The 6,466-nt window shown below is 53.5% G+C and carries 4 protein-coding genes; all 4 read left to right on the plus strand.

Annotated features, from left to right (window positions below):
* Position 1: 1 nt before the first annotated feature.
* On the plus strand, positions 2–1,390 hold the full coding sequence (tssK, locus tag RCH93_RS10200; protein ID WP_306548285.1) for a type VI secretion system baseplate subunit TssK: 1,389 nt from the start codon (positions 2–4) through the stop codon (positions 1,388–1,390).
* Between the two features lies 1 nt (position 1,391).
* Positions 1,392–2,072: a DotU family type IV/VI secretion system protein gene (locus RCH93_RS10205; RefSeq protein WP_306548286.1), complete on the plus strand. Its 681-nt coding sequence runs from the start codon at positions 1,392–1,394 to the stop codon at positions 2,070–2,072.
* Between the two features lies 1 nt (position 2,073).
* Positions 2,074–5,661 (plus strand): type VI secretion protein IcmF/TssM N-terminal domain-containing protein, encoded by a 3,588-nt coding sequence (locus RCH93_RS10210; protein WP_306548287.1) that lies wholly within the window; start codon positions 2,074–2,076, stop codon positions 5,659–5,661.
* 10 nt (positions 5,662–5,671) lie between these two features.
* The coding region (locus tag RCH93_RS10215) for a type VI secretion system ImpA family N-terminal domain-containing protein (RefSeq protein ID WP_306548288.1) at positions 5,672–6,466 on the plus strand (795 nt) is incomplete at its 3' end.

Here is a 6,466-nt window from a genome sequence, read left to right on the forward strand (position 1 = left end):
TATGGAATTCACTCGGCCACTCTTTTGGCGACACGGGCTTTTCCTGCAGCCGCAGCACTTGCAGTTGAATGATCTTTTCCTGGAATCGCGCCTTGCTCCTGTGTGGGAGTTCTTGCAGCCCTATTTCTGGGGTGTTGCCGAAATGACCATTCAGGAGTCGGCGCTTTCCACGATGTCGTTTGAAATCTTGAGTGGAAAATTCCTTTTCCCGAGTGGGGTTTATGCGCTCTTCCCCGGCAACGCGGCAATAGAGCCGCGCTCGTTTGTTGACGCCTGGGAAAACTGGGACAAGCCAGTCACGATCTATCTTGGCCTGCGCGCCATGAGCCAGATGGAGCCCAATGTGACCGTCGTTGACGAACTGAAGGGACTTGCCGACATCAGGACCCGTTTCGTCGCCGCCTCAGCCCCGGAAGAGGTGCGGGATCTCTATCTCGACGGACAGACGGGGCAGGTCCAGGGGATGCAATATCAACTCAGGCTGTTCTGGGAAACCGAAAAGGCCCTGCTGGACAATTACGAAATCATTCCGATCGCCAGGCTGGAAAGAGTAACCGAGCGGGTGCGGTTGCTGCCCGGTTTTATTCCTCCTGTTTTGTCGTTACGTTCTTCAGACCGCCTGTTCGCCATGGTGCGGGACATTCGCGACCGGATTGCCGCGCGGGGACGACAACTGGAAGGATATAAACGGCTGAAAAATCTGGAGACAGGCGATTCAGAGTCCCGATATATATCTTATATCATGGCGCTTTCCTGCCTGAACCGTCACATCCCGACGCTCGTGCAGATGTGCGAAACCGGGGCCGCCAACCCCTATAACGCCTATCTGGCGCTGAGACAATTGGTGGCGGAACTTTCCACCTTTTCCACGACGGTTGACGTCATGGGAGAAACCTTGGATGGGGAGACGGTGCCGCCCTACAACCACACGGCGCTGTGGGAATGTTTCAGCCGTGTGCAAAACTCAATAGAGACAGCGTTAGCGGATTTTATCACCGGCCCTGAGTACATTATCCCGCTGAAACGAGACGGGGACGTTTTCAGCGCCGAAAATCTGAGCCCGGATGTCTTCCAACCGCGCAATCACTACTATCTGGTGCTGTGGACGGCCCTGGATCTCAAACAGATTTTGGAATCACTTGCGCACCTTGCCAGAGTCACTTCACTGTCCTATTTGCCGACCATTACCAAGCGGGCGCTGGCCGGGATCGAACTCAGTTTTCTGGCCCAGCCCCCACGCGAGGCGCTGAGCAACTCCAGCAGCTATTTCTTCAGGCTGAACGACACCGACAAACAATGGGAGCTGATCGTCAACGAGCAGTGCCTTGCCATGCACTGGGAGGGCGCTCCCCAAGATCTCAAAGCAGAACTCATGGTCATCAGGAGATAGTATGCGACTCATTGACTGTTTCTTAAAACCTCTTGCATACACGGCATACATTGTCGGCGCTGGCGGCGCCGAACCTGTCCCCATTTCGCAGGCAACGAGCATCATCCACAGATTGCTGGATGAGAGCGGAAAAATGGCTGATCACGCAGGTTTTGCTCAACAGGAGTACAACGAAGCCCGTTTCGCGGTCTGCGCCTGGATAGACGAGGCCATCCTCAACTCAAACTTGCCGGAGCGTGAGGCGTGGCTGGGGGAGTTGCTGCAGCGGACGTTTTACTCCACCAACAAGGCGGGCGAAGAATTCTACACAAGGATGGATAGTCTGACTGAGGCCAACGGTCAGGTGCGCGACGTTTTTCACCACTGCCTTGCCTTGGGTTTCAAGGGCCGCTACTTCGCGCCGGAGACGGCCGGTGAACTGGACGCGATCAAAAAACAAGCGTTTGCACGATTCAAAATGGAAAACACCCTGCTTGCGGCCAACGATCAGGTAAGATTTTTCCCCGAATCCTATCCCAAAACCCCCGCGCTCCGTCGACGCGGCCTGCCCCGCATCGCCTTCTCCTTCGTCACCTTGGGTATGATTCTGGCTCCGCTTGTTTTCCTCGCCCTGTCCTATGTTTCTTACAGCGCTCTGCTTGACGGCATGGTTCAAAATATGATCCATCTGGAGTCCAAATAGCATGAAACTTCTGCTTAAAATCTTCAAGTTTCTGTTCATATTCCTCGTCGTTGTCGGTGTGCTTTTCAGCGCGTTTTGGATGACCTACGTCAAAGAATGGCCTCTCTGGAGCGGGGCCTCGCTGATCCTGCTTGCCCTAGGGCTTGTTCTTGGATGGTATGGCCTGAAAAAGTTGCTGGTGCGGCACCGGGAAAAGCAGTTCGTCAAACAGGTGGTTGCACAGGATACATCGCTTGCGGATGTTGCCGACAGCGGTTCCGCCGAGCATCTTTTAAGCCTTGAAAGACAGTGGGCCGAGTCTCTATCGTTTCTCAAAGCATCGCATTTGGCCAAAAAGGGCGATCCTCTCTATGCGCTGCCGTGGTACATGATGCTTGGGGCGCGCGGCAGCGGCAAAACTGCGGCCCTTCGTAGCGCGCGGCTCTCCTCTCCCTTTCCAGAGGCCATGCGTCCGGGCGAATCCGGAACACGTTTTTGCGACTGGTGGTTTACCGATAACGCCATCATCCTGGACACCGCCGGCAAATATGCCACCCCATCCATAGACGTCGCTGATCATGACGAGTGGCAGCGTCTGCTCACCTTGCTTTTGGCCGCTCGTCGCAAGGAACCACTCAACGGCGTGGTGGTCACGATTGCAGCCGATCAGCTCTTAGATGCGGACAAAGACGCCCTGATGGAGGAGGGGCGGGCGCTCAGGTTGCGGGTTGACGAACTAATGCGGGTGTTGGGAGCCAAGTTTCCGGTCTATGTCCTAGTGACCAAATGCGATCAGATTTACGGCATGGGACAGATGGCGAAGAATCTCCCCGAATCGTTCTTCAAGCAGCCGATGGGAGTCGTCAATGACGATTTCACCCGACCCGTGAACGATGTGATTCGCCTTACGCTGGATACGCTCTGCGAACGGCTGAGGGAGATGAGATTCACGCTGCTGAACAAGGCGCCGGGCGACAAAACCGGTCTATTGCTCTTGTCGGAGGAGATTCGCAACGTACAGTCGGGACTTGAACATTTTATGCAGGGATTGTTTCGAGCCAACCCCTATCAAGAATCGCCGATTGCGCGAGGGATATTTTTTTCCAGCGCCCAGCAGAGCGGAACCTCGATCTCCCATTACATTCAAAGCATGCAATATGCGGACGACGCTTCGCTGCAGGAAAAAGACCCCCCTCTCACACCCGCCGTCGACGCCGCTTCCACAGGCGTGCTGTTAACGGAGGTCCTTCCCGGAACCAAACGCAGCTTGTTTTTGTACGATTTTTTTGACGGAGTACTGGCGGCTGATCGCTGGATGCATACGCCCCTCCGGGCAGCGGTGCGAAATTTCCGCATCAACTGGGGAATCGGGATGATCGCCTGGTTGGCGATTCTGGGCGGCGGTTTCGGGCTTGCAAGCACCTCGTACATGCTCAACCGGCACGTCATCAACGAGTATGTCGCTGAATTTAAGGAGCCAACCTATCTGACCGGCAGCATGCTGGAGGATATTTTAATTTTGGATCGGTTCCGGACCATCATACTGAAGATGGAGGAGAGCAACAAACATTGGTGGGTGCCCCGATTCGGACTGAACCAGAGCGAGGTGGCGGTCGCTCGGCTTAAAAAGAATTACTGCACCATGTTTAGCGACAATTTTTACGATAAAACAGTCGTTAAAAAACTGGATGAAAATATCGCAAAAATCACGCCCCAAACGCCCGGCAGGGAACGCGGCTCCTATGTCGCCAATATCGTCAGCCGATTGCAATTTGTTAACGCGCGTCTGGAGAAAAAGAATCTGGAATACATGAAAAAGCTGCCCGAGCCGTCAGGAGCCTTTCTGGTGTTGCTCGACAGCAGGATAACCCCTGAAATAGCCCGACAATATCAGGACATTTACCTGTACTATTCAGCTTGGCAGGACGACCTGACCCCTGCCGCCATCAACAAGCAAAAATTATCGTTGCAGCTCAGCAAGATCCTGACCGGAGAGGGCGGGCAATATGACTTAGGTTGGGTTCTGGAGTGGATCGACAGCACGGAAGTGGATCAACGCATCACCTTGCGTTCGTTCTGGGAAGGAAGCGAAGACCTTGAAGATATCTTTATCGAGCCCTGTTTTACGGTAGCCGGAAAAGAGAAGCTGGATGATTTCATCGCCCAAATTTATTCAGTGGCTTCTCATTCTGCGACGCTCGATGAACAAATCAAATTGTTCAATGATGATTACAAGAACCAATACATCACGGTGTGGGAAAATTTTGCCAAGGATTTTCCGCAAGGGAAGGCCACCTTTTCATCAACGCAAGAGATGCATGCTCAAGCCGCCGCCATCGGTATAAATAAAATTCCCTCCGAACTGTTTATCGAAAGAATGGTTAAGGAACTTGAGCCGTTTTCAAAGGGAAACACGCTTCCGCCTTGGTTGAAACTGGCAATAGAGCATGAACGAATTCGAGCAAGGGCGCATGAAGACGATTTTAACAAACAGACTGCCGGCTTTAGCAAGGCGGCAAATGACGTGATGGAAGGAAGCAAGACCTTGCTTAAAGAACTCTCGATGAAAAAAATTGAGCTGCCCAACAAGGACAAGACCCTGTCCTTCCTCGATGCAGTCAATGCCTATGTCGAATTTCGAAAATCCATCCAGGATATGGCCAAAGGGATAACGACCAATGCCGCCACCACCCGCCTGGCGGCGGACATTTTTTCCAGCGCTGGTTCTGCGTCTGCGGCGGCAATGCCTCCGAACGGAGAGGCGGGTGGCTTGGCAAGCTCCCAATATGCCAAGGCTCAAGAAACATTTAAATCGTTTCAGGCGCAGATGCGTCACATCGGAGACGATAACATTTATTGGGACATCATCAACTCGTCGCTTGATTTCATTACCATGATTGCCGCCAAGGAGGCGGCCTGTTCGTTACAGGAACAGTGGGAATCGCAGGTGTTGGCAGAGACCAGCGCGGTTGGCGAATCTTCGCTGCAGGAACTGCTGTTTGGCGCTCAGGGCATTGTCTGGCAATATGTCAAAGGCCCGGCAGCCCCTTTTGTCAAGGGAGGGCCGCAAGGCTACCAGCCGACGTCGGTCAGAGGGCAGCGGATTGCATTCAATCCACGGTTCATCGACTTTCTTAACCAGGGGAACCTTGGTCGCGACGACACCAAGGAAAACTATACCGTCAAAATCAAAGCGTATCCAATTCACGTCAACCAGGAGGCAACCCAGAAACCTCAATCGGTCGTGTTGACCCTTGCATGTGGGGATGAGCTTCAATCGCTCAACAACATGAACTACTCCGTGCAGAAATTTTTCAAATGGAATTTTAAAAATTGTGATGAAACTGTTTTGAACATTAAATTCGGCGCTCTGACTTTGGAACGGAAGTACAGCGGAGGATTGAGCTTTATCAATTTCCTCTCTGATTTCCAAAACGGCGAACGCAATTTTTCTCCCGATGATTTCCCTAAACATGAAAGCGACCTCCGGGCGATGAACGTTCGGCAGATACGGATTCACTATCTTTTCGAGGGACACGACGAGTTGTTGAATCTGCCTGAAAACGACCCGGTGGCTGTTCCGCCCAATATTGCGACATGTCAGCATTGAGGCCGCTATGATGCTTCGTGAACTGGGGCGCACCCCCATCGACGGCGCCAACGCCGCTGGAGACGACATCCGCTATGACCCACTCTTCGAGGCGCTACAGGCGGAGATTGACGCGAAGCCATCGGCCGGGACCGGTGGAGTCAATTGGAACAAAGTAGTTGAGACGGCGGCCAATATCCTGGAAACCAGATCCAAGGATATTCTTGTTGCCAGTTATCTGGCTGTCGGCTTGCTGCGCACCGAAGGGGTGCCGCAGGGGCTTTTAAACGGCATGGTGATACTCAACGACCTCCTGCATGCGTTTTGGGAGGGCATGTTTCCCCCTGTAAAGCGCATGCGTGGACGCGCGCAAGCCATCGGCTGGTGGGTGGAACGAACCGAGGCTCTGTTAGGGGAAATCACCGATCTGGCTCCGGTTTCAGCCGAAACGCAACAGCAGCTTTCCTCCACGGTTGAGACGCTTTACGATTTTGTTTCTGAAAAGTGCCCTGACGCTCCTTCCCTGCGGCGGATACTGGAATTTGTTCGAGCCATTCCGGTGGAAGCTGAGGCGCAACCTGAACCGCCCGAAGCCGAGCCTCAGCCGACAGCGCAACCCGCTGCAAAAAGTGAGCAACCGCCTCTGCCGCAGCAACCTGAACAACCAACGCGACCGCAGACGCAAACTGCGGCTTCATTTTCGACGCAAACCCTTGCAAATCAAAATGACGTCAACAGTCTCCTCGCATCGGTGATAGAAAAAAATTACCTGCTTGTGGATTTCATGCTTGCCGCGCCCACTCCGGAACCGGCATGGTATCGCCTT

The organism is Desulfobulbus sp., assembly GCF_030824455.1.
Taxonomy (GTDB): Bacteria; Desulfobacterota; Desulfobulbia; order Desulfobulbales; family Desulfobulbaceae; genus Desulfobulbus.